Here is a 1,209-nt window from a genome sequence, read left to right as displayed (position 1 = left end):
GGAAACGCTGATCAATGGACCAACTTCCGAAGTTGCAGGCGAGATGGCTTCAAATTTTCTGGATGACGAAGCGAATCGGCGCTCAATTCAGTGAATTTGGCGCGTAAGCGAGCCTCCCTGCTCGCATTTTTCATACGCATGACGGACTGCTCCCATGGACCGATCGCAACAGATTTCGCGCAATCACCAGATTCGCCAGAGCGAACAGGCTGAACAGTTGCGCGGTGTTCTTGGCCAAGCCCTTGTATCGGGTCTTGCGATGCTGAAACAGATTCTTGACGATATGAAACGGATGCTCAACCCGCCAACGGATCTGCGCCTTGGTTCGCTCGAGCGCGATCACCAGGTCCTTCAGCGCTCCTTCTTGCATCGCCTTGATCTTTCCCCGCCTGGCAGCGACGTGCCACTTCACGGCCTTGCCCGCCATTTCCTCGCGCTTGTCGACGCCAATGTAGCCCGCGTCGGCGAACACCTGCTCTTCATGCCCGTGCAGCAGGGCATGAGCTTGCGATACATCCGACACGTTGGCCGCCGTGCCAACCACACTGTGAATCAGGCCCGAGTCGGCGTCGACGCCAATGTGGGCTTTCATGCCAAAGTGCCATTCGTTGCCCTTCTTCGTTTGATGCATTTCCGGGTCACGGCTCTTCCCGGCATTCTTGGTCGACGGCGGCGCTTCAATGATCGTCGCGTCAACCAGCGTGCCTTCCTTCATCATCAGCCCACGCTCGCACAGCGAGATGCCAATCTCGTCGAACAACTTCCGTGTCAGTTCGTGTTCGATCAGCAGGCGCCGGAACTTCAACAGCGTGGTTGCATCAGGCACGTTCTCGATCGCCAGATCGATGCCGGCGAAGGCTCGCAGCGTGATGCTGTCATACAGCGCGTCTTCCAGTCCTTCGTCCGACAGTCCGTACCACTGTTGCACGAAGTAGATTCGCAGCATCCGCTCAAGGCCAATCGGCGGGCGACCTCGCGTGCCCTTCGGATAGTGCGGTTCGATGGCCGACAGCAAGCGCTGCCACGGAACGACCTTCTCCATCTCTTCCAGGAAGCGTTGGCGCCTCGTCACTCGCTTCTTGCCTGCAATTTCCGCTTCCGCGAAGCCGATCTGCCTCTTCATCGTCGTGGGTCCGTTCCGTGAGCTGTCTTCTAAACGTCCTCGGCTACGTCTGCGATGACCGCCGAGCCGAATAAATCAGCGTTTCC

At 58.1% G+C, this 1,209-nt stretch carries 1 protein-coding gene; it reads right to left on the bottom strand.

The window, feature by feature from the left end:
- Positions 1–130: 130 nt before the first annotated feature.
- A complete protein-coding gene (locus tag H0X91_RS34655) occupies positions 131–1,123 on the bottom strand; it encodes an IS5-like element ISBmu2 family transposase (RefSeq protein ID WP_006415802.1) in 993 nt (330 codons plus the stop codon).
- Positions 1,124–1,209 lie beyond the last annotated feature (86 nt).

Source organism: Burkholderia sp. 9777_1386 (genome assembly GCF_015712265.1).
Taxonomy (GTDB): Bacteria; Pseudomonadota; Gammaproteobacteria; order Burkholderiales; family Burkholderiaceae; genus Burkholderia; species Burkholderia cenocepacia.
The sequence above is the reverse complement of the archived record's forward strand: the minus strand, read 5'-3'. Positions and strand labels throughout refer to the sequence as shown.